This window comes from Rhizomicrobium electricum (assembly GCF_011762045.1).
In the GTDB taxonomy this organism is placed as follows: Bacteria; Pseudomonadota; Alphaproteobacteria; order Micropepsales; family Micropepsaceae; genus Rhizomicrobium; species Rhizomicrobium electricum.
The window spans coordinates 112,133-127,702 of sequence record NZ_JAASQS010000008.1 but is presented as its reverse complement, the minus strand read 5'-3'; the positions used below and the strand labels follow the sequence as shown (position 1 = coordinate 127,702).

Annotated in this window: 8 protein-coding genes; 3 read left to right on the top strand and 5 right to left on the bottom strand. The window is 64.2% G+C overall.

Annotated features, from left to right (window positions below):
* Positions 1 to 64 precede the first annotated feature (64 nt).
* Positions 65 to 4,957 (bottom strand): alpha-2-macroglobulin family protein, encoded by a 4,893-nt coding sequence (locus FHS84_RS16170; RefSeq protein ID WP_166936220.1) that lies wholly within the window; start codon positions 4,955 to 4,957, stop codon positions 65 to 67.
* A gap of 175 nt (positions 4,958 to 5,132) precedes the next feature.
* Complete coding sequence (locus FHS84_RS16165; RefSeq protein ID WP_166936218.1) at positions 5,133 to 6,650, bottom strand: metallophosphoesterase family protein; 1,518 nt, start codon at positions 6,648 to 6,650, stop codon at positions 5,133 to 5,135.
* A gap of 254 nt (positions 6,651 to 6,904) precedes the next feature.
* On the opposite strand from FHS84_RS16165, the gene FHS84_RS16160 reads away from it, so the two are divergent.
* Positions 6,905 to 7,855: a 1-phosphofructokinase family hexose kinase gene (locus tag FHS84_RS16160; RefSeq protein WP_166936216.1), complete on the top strand. Its 951-nt coding sequence runs from the start codon at positions 6,905 to 6,907 to the stop codon at positions 7,853 to 7,855.
* A 502-nt stretch (positions 7,856 to 8,357) separates the two neighbouring features.
* Here the strand turns inward: FHS84_RS16160 and FHS84_RS16155 are convergent.
* The 3 genes from FHS84_RS16155 to FHS84_RS16145 all read right to left on the bottom strand — a co-directional run bounded on the left by FHS84_RS16155 (position 8,358) and on the right by FHS84_RS16145 (position 12,661).
* Complete coding sequence (locus FHS84_RS16155) at positions 8,358 to 10,493, bottom strand: amylo-alpha-1,6-glucosidase (RefSeq protein WP_166936214.1); 2,136 nt, start codon at positions 10,491 to 10,493, stop codon at positions 8,358 to 8,360.
* Positions 10,494 to 10,496: 3 nt separating this feature from the next.
* Positions 10,497 to 11,561 carry a glycosyltransferase gene (locus FHS84_RS16150; protein WP_166936654.1) on the bottom strand — a complete coding sequence of 355 codons (1,065 nt, stop codon included), beginning with the start codon at positions 11,559 to 11,561 and terminating at the stop codon, positions 10,497 to 10,499.
* Between the two features lie 158 nt (positions 11,562 to 11,719).
* Positions 11,720 to 12,661, bottom strand: coding sequence for an MBL fold metallo-hydrolase (locus FHS84_RS16145; protein ID WP_166936212.1), 942 nt, complete (start codon positions 12,659 to 12,661; stop codon positions 11,720 to 11,722).
* A gap of 157 nt (positions 12,662 to 12,818) precedes the next feature.
* On the opposite strand from FHS84_RS16145, the gene FHS84_RS16140 reads away from it, so the two are divergent.
* Positions 12,819 to 13,544, top strand: a complete 726-nt coding sequence (locus tag FHS84_RS16140) for an energy transducer TonB (RefSeq protein WP_166936210.1) — start codon at positions 12,819 to 12,821, stop codon at positions 13,542 to 13,544.
* Between the two features lie 76 nt (positions 13,545 to 13,620).
* Positions 13,621 to 15,495 (top strand): tetratricopeptide repeat-containing sulfotransferase family protein, encoded by a 1,875-nt coding sequence (locus FHS84_RS16135; RefSeq protein ID WP_166936208.1) that lies wholly within the window; start codon positions 13,621 to 13,623, stop codon positions 15,493 to 15,495.
* Positions 15,496 to 15,570 lie beyond the last annotated feature (75 nt).

Sequence of the window (15,570 nt, the reverse complement as noted above, 5' to 3'; positions counted from 1 at the left end):
GGTCTCTCCTTGCTCTTCCGTCGCGCGTCCCATCCGAAAACCGCTTCACACGTTTCGGGAAGCGCTACTTGCCTTGCGGCTTGATCGTCACCGTTTTCGCCGTCGTACGTGCCATCACGCCGGGCGCGTACATGTCTTCCGCCACGGCCGCCGGATACTGGAAGGTTCCGACCGCCACCGCCCGCACCACATAGGCGATGCGGAAGCCCGGCTGCAGGTCGGCACCTTTGGCGCCGTAGTCGTAGCGCGAGCCCAGCGTGAACGCGCCGACGAAACGGTCGTCGCGCTTGTCGGCTAAGCTGAGATCGGTCAGCGTGCCAGTGACATTATAGGGCTTGCCCTCCTCGCCTTTCAGCACCTGCTCGATCTCGAACCCGGCCGGCAACAGATCGATCACGCCCACCTGCCGCGCGAAATTGTTCGGCAGCCGCCCCGTCAGTACGATCACGACACGGTCGTTCTGATGGATATTGGCGAGATCGACCGGCGAGCCGGACAGCGTCCATTGCGTTTTTTCGAGGCTGAGCCCGTTCGCCAGCGCCGGCAATGTCGTCGCCGGCAGGCCTTGCACCGACGCGGTGCGCCAGACGTCGGCATCGCCCCGGTTGAGGAAGGTGAGACCCGCCTCAAGCTGACCGTACGACGGCGACAAGCGGATGGCGCCGTTGCGCGGCTGGGCCGGTTGGCCGTTCACCAGGATGTTCAGCTTGGTGCGCTGCTTGGTCAGTTCGTAGGCGGCGCGCAGCATCCAGGCTTTTTCCTGGGTCGTCGTATAATTGAGGCGCATGTCGATGCTTTCGACCTTCGACAGGAAGGCCGGAATCATCGGCGTCATGCCGCTTTCCGCCGCCAGCGCCAGCGCCGCCGATACGTCGCGCAAGTACGAGCCGTACATGCCGCCCGGATATTTCGGATTGGGCTTGAAGGCGATGTCGCGCGCCTTGTTGAAGGCGAACGCCGTCCGCGAACGGTCGCCGACTTCCGCCGCCGCCGCGCCGGTCAGGGCCGCTGCGATCACGGTGTTCCACTCGTTGCCGCGGGTGTCGGAGAAATAGCGCAGATCCGACACGTTCACCTGCCCCGCCCGCGCCAACAGATAGAAGGCATACGCGCGGGTGGCATCGTCGTGACTGGTGGACGACGCGGTGCGCTTCAGCCATGCGAGGCCGCGGCGCAGCGCATCGTTGGGCACGATGTAGCCTTTGTCCTTGGCCTGCATCAGGAAATCGAGCGCATAGGCGCTGATCCACGGATCGGCGTCGGAACCCGGTCCCCACATGCCGAAATTGCCGCTGGGGTTCTGCATGTCGAGCACGGCATCGACCGCCTTCTGCTCGCGCGCCCGCAACGCCTGATCCTTCGGCAGTCCCGCCAGATCGGCCATGTCGTTGAACACCAGCAACGGCATGGCGCGCGACGTGGTCTGTTCGATGCAGCCGTAGGGATATTTGTCGAGCCACTTCAGAAGGCCCGGCACGTTGGCAAAGCCGTGCGCCGCCGACACCGTCAGCGCCACCGATTGCGTGCCCGGCACAACACCCGCGATCAGACCCTTGTTGGCGACCCAGCTCTTGCCCGCGGGCAACCGCTGCACGTCTTCGCTGGCGATTTCGAGTTGATGGGCGCGGACTTCGATGCCGTAGGAATGACTGACGGCAAAGCCGCCGGGGCCGGTCAGCTTGAGTGTGACGCTGCCGACGCCCAGGCCCTTGCCGAACACGTCCACCGGCACCAGCACGCGCTTGCCCTTCGCCAGCGCCTGCTTGATCACCACCCGGCCGTTGCCGACGCCGACCGGACCGGAAGACGAAACCTCGGCGGTATAGTCGCCGGACTTGCCGTCGACATTGTCGAGATTGAGCGCGACCTGCGCCTTGTCTCCCGGCGCCAGGAAGCGCGGCAGCACGACGTCCGCCACCACCGGATCGCGCACCGTCAGCGGCCGGTCGGCATGACCGATCTTGCCCGCCGACACCGCCACCGCCATCAGGCGAAGCTCGCCGTTGAAGTCCGGAACCTCGACCGGAATGTTGGCGAGGCCGTTGGCGCCGACTTTCACCAGACCGGAATAAAGCGACACGGTTTTCACCGGCACCACCGCCAGCGCCCGGCCGCCGAACATGTCGCCGCCTTCGCGCATCGGCCCGACGAGGCCGCGTTCCGGTTTGATCAACCGGCCGTAATCGTCGCGCATCTCGACCCCGAGACGGCGCTTGCCGAAATAATAGGAATTGGGATCGGGCGACTTGTAGTCCGTGAGCTGAAGAATGCCCTCGTCCACCGCCGCCAGCGTCAGATAGGCCTCTTCGCCGCGCGCCAGTCCTTTCACCCACACCGGCAGCACCAGCTTCTGCCGCGGCAGGATTTGTTTCGGCCCGGCGATCCAGGTCGTCAGCGTGCGCGGCGCGTTGTCGAGCGCCAGCCACACCAATCCCACCGAGCGCACCGGCTCGTGCCCGCGCGCATCGTTCAGCGGGCGGTAATCGGTGACGAGCACATAAGCGCCCGCGCCCCAATCGGCCGACACCGGAATGTCGATGGTTGCCCCGCTCGCCGGAGCATCCACGGTCTTCGACAGGAACACTTTGTCCGAAGCCACCACCACCAGCGCCTTGCCGTTGGCGGTCGGCTTGATGCGGACGTGCGCGGTCTCGCCCACCTTATAGGTCGGCTTGTCGGCTGCGACCGGCATGCGGTCGGGACGGTCGCCCGCACTCGAAGCCGCCCAGCCGGAATAATAGCGGTAGGACGCCGCCGCGCCGGATTTGGGATCGGTCAGCGTCAGGCGATAGGTGCCCCACGCCATCGCTTGGCCCATCTTGAGCGGCGCCCCGGCACCGATCTTGATCGTGCCCGACGTGACGAGGCGGTCGCGCGTGACCGACTTGTATTTCCAGTTCCCTTCGTCCTGATACCATTGATACGAGGTGTCTTCGCGCACCCACGAATAGGTCACGCCGGACACATCGATGCGCTGGCCGTCGGCATTGAGCGCGACGATCTGGAAATTTGCCCGCTGGCCTTCGGCGACGCTGCCGTTCTGGAAGTCGGGACGGATGCCGATCAGCACCTCGTGATTGCGCACCGGAATTTCGGTCGTTTTCGCCGTGGTGCGTCCGCCGGGCTCATGAATGGCGACGCGGATGCGGGCGCGCAGCGGCAGCGTCGTGTCGGCAAGCTGGTTGACGGTGCCGGTCGCAGTGGTCACGCCCGCGGTATCGGTCGGCGGCACGGTGAGCTGGACATCGACATCGGAGAACTTGTCGTCCATACGGCCGAACTGCCAGCCGTGATAGCCTTCGAACGGCGTCGGATCGACGCTGATGCGCGCTTCGGCTTCGCCGGTCAGCCCGCTCGCAGGCGCCCCATAAAGGAAGCGGCTTTCCGCCTTCACCTTGATCTCGCCGCCCGGCTTCACCGATTTGGTTTCCGCCGTGAGCACGACTTTCAGTTTCTGCGGGATGAAATCCTGCACATCGAACTGCACCCGCCCGATCGGCGCGGCATCCTTCGAGGTGTCGACATACGCGGCAATCTGCCAGCGCCCGTGCGGCGCGCTCGACGACAGCGGCAGCTTCCACGACGCGGCGCCGGCTTGCAGATTCGCGCCCGCAATGGTGACGCGCCCGACTTCCAATCCGTCGGGACGGGTCGCCACCAGCGTCAGCGGCGCATTCGACACCGCCGCACCAACCCGGTCGCGCAGCAGCGCGGTGAGATACACCACTTCGCCGCCGCGATAGACGCCGCGCTCGGTATACAGGAACGCATCGAGCGGTCCCGGTACTTCGCGTCCCGACACGCCGCGGTCGGTGAGATCGAACGCCGAGCGGCGCAAATCGATGAACGAGAAATCGCCGCCGTCGCCATAGGCCATCACCACCACAGGCTCGTCGCCGCCTTTGGCGCGCATCAGCCCGGCATCGAAATCGGCGCGGCCGTCGCTGTTGGTCTTGACGGTGGCGAGCTCGTTGTTGTTGCGCGCCACCAGCGCCAGCTTGACGCCGGACAACGGCTTGGCATTAGCGTAGGAGCGCACGAACACGGAAAGTCCGCCGGCGCCCTTGAAGGTGGTGAGCGCCATGTCGGAATCGACCACCCACTGTACCGCCATATCGCCGGTTTCGTATTCCTCGCCGTCTTCCGAGGTGTTCGGCTTCTTGGCAGCATCGGAGGCGATCAGCACATAGGCGCCGGGCTTGCGATTCTTGAGCAGGCTGTCGATGGGAATGAGCGTCACCACCGTGTCGTTCTTGACATTGGCGACGTCCATCGTGCCTTGCCAGACGAGCGAGCCCTGGTTGTTCTCGATCTCGTGCGCGCTCCAGGAATAGAGCGTGGTCTCGTCGACGGTGCCGGATTCGATCTGCGACAGCAGGCGGTCGCCGACCCGGATCAGCTTGATCTTGACCTTCGCGACGTTGATCGTGGTCAGCGGCACGCCCTTCATGTTCTGCCGCGGCAGGATGATGCCGCCGGAGAACTGCACGATCGACGGCTTGTCGCGCAGCTCGACCGGAATGGTTTCGTCTTCCAGGAGTTTGTCGCCGCGGGCCGAGGGCAAACCGGCCTTGAGGGTGATGTTGTAGGTCTTGGCGAAATCGAGACCGGCCAGGCACAGCCGCTCGCCGACGACGCGCGCCGCAACGCGGGTGTCGGGATCGATGGCGATATAGTCCTTGTAATTGGTGCGGCCGCTATCCAGCGGACGGGTGAAGACGATGCAGGCTTCGGCCTGGGGCTTGGTGGTGTCGATGTCGACGCGGCGGAAGGCGAAGCTTTCGTTGTCGGCTTCGGCCGTGGAGACGCCGCTGACATCGCTGAGCCCGCCGGCGATGCGGTCAAGCACGTTCCCGCCGTGCTTGGCACCCATGATGTAGAGCGTGATGACGACTGCGAGAACCGTTGCCACCAGCGCGCCGCCGCCGATGATCAGCCACTTACGATACTGCCCCATATCGCACCCCACCATTGACCCAAACGAAGACTATCGCGGGTTGAGCGGCGTGGATAGGCGCGGGAGCGCGATGGCTGGGGAGAATTCAGTGGCGGCGCATATCACCCAAGATTGTCATCCCCGGCCGACCCGGCATAGCGCGTAGCGCGACGACGGGGATGACACGCTGCTCCGCCTACCGTTTCGCCACCGGACAATCGACTCGGCTGTTGTGAAACTGACAAACGCGCTGGATGCGGCCGTGTCCGTCGTAGACGTCGATCCGCCAGCCGTCTTCCGTCCTTGTCATCAGCGAGAAGCCGAACTCGGGCACCGAAATGCCGTCCTTGACGTGCACCCCCGACGAGCCCTGGAAGATGGCGCCATGGAGATTGGCCGGCGTCGGGTCCATCAGGTCGCCGCCCCGCCCCGAGAGGATTTGCGGTGGCACGCGCGGCTCGGGCGTGTAGTTGATCGCCTCGAAGGTATGGATATGGCCGGACAGCATCAGCTCGACCGGCGCCGGGATTCCGCTTTCCGGAACCGCCGCGATCAAAGTCTGGTTGCCGCCGATCGGAACGCCCAGCGGCCCCGAGATCAGACCCCAGACCGGCCGGTGCAGCACCCACCAGGTCGGCGCCTTCTCATTGGCGAGATTGGCGATTTCGGTGCGGTACACCGGCACCGACGGCTCCACCACGCTGGTCTCCGGCGCATCGGCATTGTCGGACACGACGAGATTGAGACGCGCGAACGGTACCGAATAGGGCGGCAGATGCGGGATGCAACCCGCCTTGGGATCGAACGGCTGCGGTCCCAAGAGCCGCAAGAAGCCGAGGCCTTCGCGATTGCAGTCCTCGTGATTGCCGCGCGTGAACACCACCGGCGCCACGGCGAGCAGCGGCTTCAACGGCGTAAAAGTGTCGGCATCCCAGGCCGCCCAGTTGTCGCCGAACGGCTGGTTCTGGCAGACCGCGACGTTGGCCGGGCACGCCTGCTCGCGCGAGACGTAATCGCCGACATGGATGACGAGATCGGGTTTCAGTTTTGCCGCCTCGGCCGCCACTTGCGCGAACGGCCACGCTTCCGGCTTCAAACAGTCCTGATGCTTGTCTCCTTTGGAGCGGCAGCCGCCGTCCCCAATAATGATAATGCGCTGCGGATCGGCGACAGGGACGGGCAGCGGGACGAGGTCGTATTTGGTCTTTGCTTCAATGCGCTGACGCCATTCTTCGTTTGCAACCGGAGCGCTTGGATGCGTCGGAATAGGACTGCCGTATTCCTTTTCTATCCATGTCTTCCAGGCCGTCTCATCGGCTCCAATTTTCGGAGGTTTGTTGTCGAACTTCCGAAAAGCGAGCGCGGCCTGCTTGGTTCCGGCGGGGACCGGCGCCGAACACACGGTCAGAAACCCGCTGTCGGCCGACGCGCGCAGCTGCATCGGCTGCCGTTTTAAGTCGAAGGCGATATCCGGACACGTCTTCCCGCTGACCACGACGCGGGCCTCAAGGACACCCCCAGGGCCATACTGGGTCCAGGCCGCGCGAACGGTCTCAGTCGCCACTTCCTCGACCAAGTATCCTGTGATGACAACAACGTGGCTGTCGTCCGGAGGAGGGCTAGGCATCACCCTCTTCTTCCCCGCCTCCGCCCCGGTCAGGGCAACGGCGAGGGTCAGGGCGGCGGCAAGACCGGCGCGGGTGAACGGACTCATCGGGTCTCTCCGATTCGCGGGATTCGCGATTTGTTTACGCTGCTCGCGGGAAGATGCGAACGGATCTTGCGCAAGCCTGCCACAATCTCGGCCGGTTTGCGCCGCAAGAAGGCAATGAGACCGGTCCCACTTGCGACTGTGACCTTAAATCCCGAGAAATAGGTCCTCGTCCGCATATAAGCGTCCGCAGTGTTATGGTATCCGGTCGAAAAGACAGGGCTGTCATTTTGGGGGCGGGCCTCGAGAGGAAGGGAATGAAGACCGAGAACATTGTAACCCTTACGATGAACCCGGCCATCGACATGGGCGTGTCGGTCAAGCAGATGATGACCGAACACAAGATGCGCGCGCTCAAAACGCGGCGCGATCCCGGCGGCGGCGGTATCAACGTGGCCCGCGTGCTGAAGCGCTTCGGGGCCGAACCCCTGGCGATCTTCCCGCTCGGCGGTCCGTCCGGCCACATGCTGGAGCGTCTGGTCGCGGCCGAAGAGGTCCGCCATCAGTCGTTCATGATCGCTCGCGATTGCCGCGCCAACTTCACGGCCAACGATCTGTCGACCGGCCAGCAGTTCCGCTTCGTGATGCCCGGCCCGACGCTGGGTGAAGAAGAGTGGACCGCAGGTCTCGGCCTGACGACCGCGGCTTCGGGCAGCGGATTTTCGGTGGCTTCCGGCTCACTGCCGCGCGGCGTGCCGCATGACTTCTATGCCCGCCTCGCCCGCAATTTGCGGGTTTCGGGTGGCGCCCGGCTGGTGCTCGACACCTCCGGCCCGCCGCTGAAGCATGCCCTCGATGTCGGCTGCTATCTGGTCAAACCGAGCCTGTCGGAGTTCACCGACCTGATCGGCGAGACCCCCGATACCAAAGCCTGCCACGACGCCGCCAAGAATCTGGTCGTCAACGGCAAGGCCGAGATCGTGGCTCTGACCATGGGTGCCGACGGCGCCATGCTGATCAGCCGCGATATCTCAATCCATGCCAAGCCGCCGCCGGTTCAGGTGCGCGGCACGGTCGGCGCCGGCGACAGCTTCGTCGCCCTGCTGATCCTGTCGCTGGCCCAGCGCAAGTCGCTGACCGAGGCCTTCCGCATGGCGATTGCCGGTGGCTGCGCCGCGTTGCTGTCGCCCGGTACGGGCCTGGCCTCGCCGGACGTGGTCAACCAGCTCGCACCGCAGGTCGAAGTTCAGAATTTGGCCGTCGCGTAAGGCAACGGACAGAAAGTGTTCAGACGGCGGGCCGCAAGGTCCGCCGTTTTTGTTTGCGGGCAGTCCCCCGTGCCCTCACCAGCCTTCTTTCCTCCCCCGCGGGTCTCCAGCGCCCACCCGCACAGCCCATTCTTTCCTCCCTCGGGATCTCAACCCGGCAAGCCGCACTCCGCATGGATAGCGAGGGATGTGGCCCGCAGGGCCGGAGGGGGCTGCGACAGAATGGTGCGAACGCGAACCGCTCGCATACCCCATTTCGATCAACCCTCTGATTTGTACTCGTTTTGTTCAGTTTGTCACACCCCCAAAACTCCCCTTGAAGCGTGCGGGTAGTTTCCCCATTTGTTCTATATCCGATGAATTGTATCGAGGCCTCACCTCCCACTTGTGGGTAGGTCGAAAAATCGCGAGCACCCAAATTCTCTGAAGCAAGCCTTCACTGGCTGGTGAGCGATTTTTCGGGTGGGGGCGGTGCCAGCCGTGCGCCCCGCAGGAGAGGTATTTAAAGCCGCAACATCACCGGCACGTCGTGGTGCAGCGCGGCGTCGGACGACACCACCACGTGATCGGCCAGGCGCTCGAATTTCAGCGTAATGACCTGATCGCCGACTGCGATGTTGGAGACGCTCAGTTTGTTGACGTGCGGCGGCAGCCAGGGCCGCTCGACCGTCACTGCCTTGGCCCAGCCGTCGACCTGCACGCCGAGACAGGCCTGCAGCAGCATGAACGGCGCACCCGCCGCCCAGGCTTGCGGCAGGCAGGCGACGGGATAATGCACCGGCGGCTCGCCGGGACGGCGGGCGAAACCGCAGAAGAGTTCGGGCAGTTGCATGCCGAAATGCCCGGCGGCTTCGAACATCTGATTGAGCAGACGCACGCAGGCGGCGCGTTCGCCATACCGCGCCATGCCGGCGACGCACAGGCCGGTGTCGTGCGGCCACACCGAGCCGTTGTGATAGGACATCGGATTGAAGTTGGCTTCGGTGCTGGCAAGCGTGCGAATGCCCCAGCCGCTGTCGAAGGCGGGCGTGAGGAAGCCCATCGTCACTTTCCTGGCGCGGGAAAATTCGGGAAGACCGCTGAACAGCAGGTGGCCCGGATTGGAGGTGCGCACTTCGCACAGCCGGCCCTCGCCATCGAGGGCAATGCCGTAGGTGCCGAGACGCTCGCTCCAGAAGCGGCTTTCGACCGTCTGGCGCAATGTGTTGGCGCGTTCGTTCCATTTGGCGGCGGTATCGCGGTCGCCGCGCCGTTCCGCCAGTCGCGCCATGCCGCGGAAGGCGGCGTAGGCATAGCCTTGCACTTCGACCAAGGCGATGGGGCCTTGGGCCATCGTCCCGTCGGCATGGAAGATGGAATCTTCGGAGTCCTTCCAGCCCTGGTTGGCGAGGCCGGATTTCTCGCCGCGTTGATAGGAGAGCAGCCCGTTGCCGAACCGTGCCTGCATCTGTTCGATCCAGCCGAGCGCGGCTTCGACCGACGGCCATAACGCATCGACGGTCGTAAGATCGCCGGTGCGCTCGGCATAAGCCGACACCAGCATCAGGAACAGCGGCGTGGTGTCGACGCCTCCGTAGTATTGGCCGAAAGGAAGCTCGTTGAGCGCCGTCATTTCGCCCTTGCGGGTCTCGTGCATGATTTTGCCGGGCTCGGAATCCTGGAACGAGGAGGTTTCCGTCGCTTGATTGCGCGCCAGGAAGCGCAGCACGCCGCGCGCCAGTTGCGGATCGAGCCACAGCGTCTGCAGCGCGGTGATGATGGAATCGCGGCCGAAGGCGGTCGAGAACCACGGAATGCCGGCATAAGGAAACGGCCCGGTTTCCATTTCGGTGGTGAGCAGTGCGAGATCGTTGCGCGAGCGTTCGATCCAGTCGTTGAAGCGCAGGCCCGACGATTTGAGCCGCCCCCCGCGCCGCGTGTTTTCGCGCATGGCTTTGCAGGCCGCCGCCGCCGCCGCGCGATAGCGGTCCCGGTCGGGACGGGCGCTGCGGTCGATGCCGTATTCGATGTAGATCGCATGGCGCCCGCGCGGCTTGAGGTGAACGAGGAAATGCGCCTCGTCGAGCGTCAGCTGTTGCGGCGGTTCGGAGAAAGATACCGAGGTGGTGCGCACGACATGATCGAGGCCTTCATAGATCAGCAGCACCTGGTCGTCGCCGTTGATCCGGCGTTGCAGGGCGCCGTGACGATGGCGGGTGGTGCCGCGCACTTCGAAAATGTCGGCGAAGTCGGCGGCGAAGCGCAGCATCATCGGCACCTCGGCATCGGCGCTGCCGTAGTTGGTGCAGGTGACGCGTTCGTAGAGCGTGCCGTTCCACAACAGTTTGGTGCGTTCGATATGGACGTTGCCGGTTTCCGAATGCCCGCCCAGCGGCCGGTTCACCAGATGGGCGGTGAGAAAAACGTTGTCGCGCGAACGGGCGGTGTTGAGCACCACCGGCTTCATGCCGTCGGCGCGGAACTGCAGATAGGAGAGGATGCGCGTATCGTTGCGAAAAAGTCCGTCGCCGAGGCCCGATATGTCGCCGACGGAATCGGTGACGACGAACATGTCGCCGTCTTTGAGCGAGAACAGCCTGAGCCGCGGCGGCGGATCGGGACGCAGATGTTCGGCGTGCGGTTGCGGCTGGGACGACATGGCCTAGCCCACGTTTTCCAGGCCTTCGTTGCGCACCTGCCCGCCCGATACGAGGTAGTAAAGCCGCTGGTAGTTGCGCGCCATCACCAGCGAGGTGAAGCGCTGTTCGAATTCGGCCCGCACCCGGCGGCGGTCGAGCCAATGCAGCGATTTGATCGCCACGATCGCTTCGTCCATGGAGGAGACGATGCGCCCCGATACGCCGTCGGTGACGATCTCGGGCACCGAGCCGCAATTCCAGGCGATCACCGGCGTGCCGCAGGCCATCGCTTCGATCATCACGAGACCGAACGGCTCCGGCCAGTCGATCGGGAACAGCAGCGCCAGCGCCCCGCCGAGGAAGTCGACCTTCTGCGCGTCGTTGATCTCGCCGATGAACTCGATCAGCGGGTGATCCAGCAGCGGCTCGATTTCGGCATGGAAATAGGCCATGTCGGCATTGTCGACCTTGGCCGCGATCTTGAGCGGAATGCCGGTCGCCTTGGCGAGCGTAATGGCGCGGTCCGGCCGCTTTTCCGGCGAGATGCGTCCGAGGAAGGCGAGATAGCCGCCGTTGGGATGACCGCTGAACGTGTAGACATGCGGCGGCAGTCCGTGATGCACCGTCGCCATCCAGTTGGCATCCGGCATGGCAACGCGCTGATTGTCGGAAATGGAAACCAGCGGATATTCGCTGAAACGGCTGTAGACCTCCGCCAGGTCCTTCATGTCGAGGCGCCCGTGCAGCGTCGTCAGCGTGCGGTCGGCGATGTCGGTGAAGAACGGCAGATGCAGAAGATCGACATGGAAATGCAGCACGTCGAATTTATGCGCTTCGCGTTTGACGTCGGCGAGCATCGCCAGATGGGCGGCGCAGTCGGATTTCAGCGACGCCGGATCGAGCCTTACCGCCTGCGGGCGGCACGCCACCAGTTTCGCATTGGTGATCGAATCGCCCGACGCGTACAACGTCACCTGATGGCCGAGCCCGACCAGCGCATCGGTCAGATTGGCCACCACCCGCTCGGTGCCGCCGTACAATCGCGGCGGTGTGGCCTCGCACAACGGAGCAACCATGCCGATGCGCAAAGGCTTGAGAGGACGGATAGCCATGATATCCCTGCTGCTGGACGCTTGTCTCAACGTCAGGCAGCAGGGTTTGTTCCCGGTTTAGAGCGCTTTCAGGAGCCGATAGCGCCAGCGTATTCGGCGGTATCCGGTTTTCCGTTTGAAAGCGCGACAATTCTTTAAGGCAGCGGCGCGTACTCCGCCGGCACGTAGGCGGTTCCGCTCGCGTCCTTGCGCAGATGGCCGATGCCGGGGAACGGCAGATGCGCTCCGCCGAAACTCAACTTCTCTTTGGCGAGGCGGTCGAACAGTGCGAGCCGCGCCGCGCGGGCCGCCGCCTGATCGGTATCGTAATCGATCGTGACCTCGGGATGGGAGAACTGCACCGCATGCACGTGCACGATGTCGCCGAGCGCCAGGAAGCTCTGGCCGGACGACTGGAACAGATAAGAGACGTGGCCCGGCGTATGACCCTTGGTGTCCACCGCCGTGACACCGGGGAACAGGACGGTGCCGGGCTTGAAGCCCTTCAGCACGCCGGCGGCCTTATAGGGCTGCACCATCTGCTGCACGCCCTTTTTCCACTCCGCGGCGGGGTCGTTGGGCTGGGTGGTCAGCCAATAGGCGAGGTCGGCGTCGGCGGCGTAAACGGTGGCGTTCGGGAACAGCCGCGCGCCCGCTTTGCTGAGACCGCAGACATGGTCGCCATGCATATGGGTGATCAGGACGGCGTCCACATCCTCCGGCCGGTAACCGGCGGCTTTCAGGTTGTCGATCAGGTGGCCGGTCGCCGGCCCGCCGCAGGTTCCGAGCCCGGCATCGACCAGAATCAGGTGGGCACCGGTGTTGACCAGGTAGGCGTTGATCGCGGTCAGGACACCTTTCTCGTTGGTGTCGGCGAATTCACCCGCCAAAAGGCCCTGCAGGGCGCTGGGGTCGAGCCCATGCAGAATCTGGGGTCCGATGCGCAAATTTCCGTCATAGAGGGCGGTTACTTCGAAGCTGCCGACCGCCAGGCGGTAGAATCCGGGGCTCTGCGTCTTGACCGGCGGCGGGGCGGCAGCCACGAACACGGCGGCCATTAACACTGGGATGACGGCGCGGCGAAGTACGGCGAACATGGGAACCCTCTTTGACCCGGACCCGGCCAGGATAAAGGCCGGCTTTAGCGGCGCAAGCGGTGCGGGTATTCGCGGCGTTCACGATCAGGGGAGGCAATATGCGCGGCTGTCGCAGGGGCTGAAGGCAGGCTAGGGTTGGGAACCTAGGGTTCAGGGCATGATCATCATCGAGTTCATCATTTTCGTGGTGTCGTCAGGGCTGTTCTGCAGTGAGCGATTCCGCAACCATTTCTGGGCGGTGCTCGTTGCGGGGGCGATCGCTACCGGATCGTCGCTGCTGTTCTTCTACCACATGGGCGCCAAGATGATGGGCAAGGAGCCCACGCCCGCCGTCATCACCAGGATCGTCAAAGTGCCGGTGGTGAAAACGGTGCTGCCCTCGCAATCAGCCTCGGCGCCCAAGGACAAGCCGCACACCTGCGGCGTCGAGTTTTATCCGTCCGAATCCCTCGCCAAGGGCGAAGAAGGCAACACCAAGGTCAGCTTCAAGATTCTCACCGACGGGACCGTCGAGGGGGTGTCGGTGGCCGATACCAGCGGTTCGCAGCGGCTCGACGATGCGGCGGTCGCTTGCGTGAAAACCTGGCATTACCGTCCGGCGATCAAGGACGGCAAACTCGCCGAGGTCAATTCGGGCGCCGTGGTGAAATGGATTCTCCCCACGCCGGCCGAGGTCAAAATGGAAGCCGCCGCCAAGGCCGAGGAAAAGAAGGACGACAAGAAGCCCGAAGACCTGGCCCCTGCCGCGGAGGCCCCGAACGAAGGCCAGAAATCCCACGCCTGGTACGATCCGCGCGGCTGGTTCTCGTCGTCTGCCGAAGCGGAGAAAAAGCAACACGCCGAAGCGGATAAGAAGCTGCAGACCCAAGCCCCGCAGCCCTGACGCGCGCATTCCGCCTATTCCTGGTTTTGCACATTCCCAGCCCGTGCCATAACGGCGGCGGGTTCGAGGTGTCTCCATGAGCGATCACATGCGCGGCAGCCTGTCGGCGGCGCTGACCAATCTGATGCGGCTACTCGCGGTCGATCCGGCCATGGCGGAAACCCAGGCGCGCGAAATCCTCAAGGTCGTTCCCGGCCAGCCCGACACGCTTCTGCTCTATGCCGCCGCCCTCGCCGCCCAAAGCAAGCTCGCGGACGCGCTCGAGCCCCTTAAGCGGCTGGTCGCCGACGAACCGAAGCATCCGGCCGCTTGGCGCGATCTCGGCGATCTTTATACCGCGCTGGGTGACCACGCCGCCGCCGACGATGCCTACATGCATCATGTCGGAGCATCGGTGAGTGACCGCGCCTTGATCGAAGCCGGCGCGGCGCTGTTCGAAAACCGTCTCGCCGACGCCGAACGGATTCTGCGCGCGGTGCTCAAGGATCACCCGACCGACATCGGCGCCGTCCGCATGCTGGCGGAAATCGCGGCAAGGCTCGAACGCTACGAACAGGCGGAGAAGCTGCTTAGGCGGGCGCTCGAACTGGCGCCGAGTTTCGATGCCGCGCGTGCCAATCTGGCGATCGTGCTTCATCGCCAGAACCGGTCGGTGGAGGCGCTGGCCGAACTCGAAACCCTGTTGGCGCGCGATCCGGAAAACCCGTCGCACCGCAATCAATACGCGGCGGTGCTGGCGCGGCTCGGCGAAACCGGCAAGGCGATCGACGTCTATCGCGAACTGCTCGAGGTGGTCGCCGACCAGCCCAAGATCTGGATGAGCTACGGCCACACCCTGAAAACGGCCGGCCGCCGCGCCGAAGCCGAAGACGCCTACCGCCGCAGCCTTCGTTTGCAGCCGACTCTCGGGGAAACATGGTGGAGTCTGGCAAACCTCAAGACCTTCCGGTTCGGCGATGACGACATCGCGGCGATGCAGCGTGCACTGACTCGCGATGGCTTGTCGGACGAGGACCGCCTGCATCTCGACTTCGCGCTCGGCAAGGCGTTCGAGGACCGCAAAGAGTACGAAACGTCATTCGCCCACTACGATGCGGCCAACGCCCGCCGCCGCAAAATGCTGGATTACGATCCGGACAAGACCCACGCGCACAAGGAGCTGTTGAAGTCGACCTTGACGGCGGAGTTCTTCGCATCGCGCGCCGGTCAGGGCTCCGATGCCCCCGACCCGATCTTCATCGTCGGCCTGCCGCGGTCCGGCTCGACCTTGATCGAGCAGATTCTCGCCAGTCACTCCCAGGTCGAAGGCACCATGGAACTGCCGGACATCGCTGGGTTGGTGGGGCGTCTGCGCGACGAGCGGCACGCCGCCTTCTATCCCGATGTGCTCGCCGGCCTGACCCCGGCCGAGTTGAAAGCGCTCGGCGAGGAGTATCTCGAACGCACCCGCGTTCACCGTAAGCTCGGCCGACCGCTGTTCATCGACAAAATGCCGAACAACTTCCTCCATATCGGCTTCATCGCGTTGATCCTGCCCAAGGCGAAGATCATCGACGCGCGGCGTCATCCGATGGCGTGCGGCTTCTCCTGCTTCAAGCAGCACTTCGCCCGCGGCCAGGCTTTCTCCTACAGTCTCACCGACATCGGCCGCTATTACGTCGACTATGTTGACCTGATGGCACATTTCGACTCCGTGCTGGCGGGGCGAATCGTCCGTATGCAGTACGAAGAACTGGTCGGCGATTTCGAAACGAACGTAAGAAACCTCCTCGCCGCCTGCGGCCTACCGTTTGAGGAAGACTGCCTGCGCTATTATCAGAATGACCGTATTGTGCGCACGGCCAGCTCCGAACAGGTCCGCATGCCGATCTTCTCGGACGCCGTCGAACATTGGCGCGCGTACGAAAAGTGGCTCCAGCCGCTGAAAAACGCGCTGCCGTCCTCCCTCTAGACTTCCCTGGCGTCCCGTCTGGCAACTTCGGCCCCGAGTTTGCAAAGGCGTACCAACGGCCGGCCGCAGAGACGC